The organism is Pseudomonas sp. (assembly GCF_050739655.1).
Classification (GTDB): domain Bacteria; phylum Pseudomonadota; class Gammaproteobacteria; order Pseudomonadales; family Pseudomonadaceae; genus Aquipseudomonas.
This window is the reverse complement of sequence record NZ_JBOIBY010000662.1, coordinates 1-1,229: the sequence shown is the minus strand read 5'-3', so window position 1 is coordinate 1,229 and position 1,229 is coordinate 1. Positions and strand designations below refer to the sequence as shown.

Genomic DNA, 1,229 nt, shown 5'->3' with positions numbered 1-1,229 from the left:
GAGCGAGCCTGCTCGCGATGAGGCCGTTTCAGGCCATACAAATCTCAACCTTGCCCCGGCACATTCGGCCAAAGATCCGACACCAGGAACAATCGCTCCGCCTCGTCCCAGTCGCCATCGGCATTTTCCGTCAGCCGTACCAGCAATTGCGCCGGGGCCAGCGGGTCGAGTTCACTCAGCCATGCGCTCAGTTGGTCGGCATTCCAGGTGTGCTCCGCCGTGTAGTGGGCTGGCGCCAGCCAGGCATGGCGGGGCAGGGGCTGCCAGCGACCGATCGGACTTTGCGTAAAAAAAGCGGGCCAGTCTTTCTGATGAAGCCAGCGACCCCGCAAATGCTGGGGGTGTGCACCACTGGGTGGCATGGCTGTCCCTGGCCATGGGTAAAGCAGGTAACCGCCAAGCCATAAATGCGCGCTGAACTGATGGATATCCAGCGCCGCCAGCACTTCGCGGCTCTCCGGGCGTGCGGATATCGGCAGTTGATGCTCGCTCAGGTGCGTCAACTTGCGATCCAGACGATCGTGGCAACCGGGGCCGAGCCACTGTGCCGTATCGCTTCCATCCCCGGATTGCGGCCCGAGATAAAGCTTGATTGCCAGCTCCAGGTGATGCACGCCGTCGCGATCGCGCAGCAGCATGTCCAGTTCGCCCAGCGTGTGGCCTTCGCGGCGGATCGGCATGTTGGCGGCGATCAACTCGATGCCTGGGGCGTGATGCACGGCAAATTGCCAAAGTCGTTCGTAATACAGGCCCAGGCGTCGGGTGCGGGCCTGGGCCAGCCAGTGCAGCAAGCCGTAACTGTCTCGATCCAGTTGTCGTAACCAGTGTTCCAGCCGCTCGGGTGCCTGCACCCAGTCACTGCCCGCCAGCGGATGGCGTTGCGGCCACGGGGTGTCGCTGAGCATTGGCGGCGCGAGGATGACCCACGCCAGGTCGCGCACTTCGGGATGGCGCAACTGGTGGGGTAACTGGAGCAAGTCTGGAAATAGGATCATCTTGCGAGCATAGCCCGAAACGTGCGCGCACCCTTGAGGCTGAAAGGATTTTGTCTATCAGCGGCTTTCGCCCATAATCGTGTTTTTCGCCGTCGCACAGATCCCCAGCAGGAGCCCCATGGAGCAATTTCGCAATATCGGCATCATCGGTCGCCTGGGCAGTTCCCAGGTGCTGGATACCGTCCGCCGACTGAAACGGTTTCTGCTCGATCGTCACCTGCACGTGATCCTCGA

Annotated in this window: 1 protein-coding gene and 1 pseudogene; one reads left to right on the top strand and one right to left on the bottom strand. The window is 61.8% G+C overall.

The window, feature by feature from the left end; genetic code table 11:
• Nucleotides 1-44: 44 nt before the first annotated feature.
• The gene (locus ACRESJ_RS31455; RefSeq protein ID WP_431761387.1) at nucleotides 45-995 is read right to left on the bottom strand and encodes a DUF1853 family protein; all 951 of its coding nucleotides are present in this window, start codon (nucleotides 993-995) and stop codon (nucleotides 45-47) included.
• 118 nt (nucleotides 996-1,113) lie between these two features.
• On the opposite strand from ACRESJ_RS31455, the pseudogene ppnK reads away from it, so the two are divergent.
• Nucleotides 1,114-1,229, top strand: a pseudogene (gene ppnK, locus ACRESJ_RS31450) (NAD(+) kinase); the annotation flags it as partial.

Excerpts from the sequence above, each read along its gene's own strand:
- ACRESJ_RS31455 (WP_431761387.1), bottom strand. The coding sequence starts at position 995 with ATGATCCTATTTCCAGACTTGCTCCAGTTACCCCACCAGTTGCGCCAT.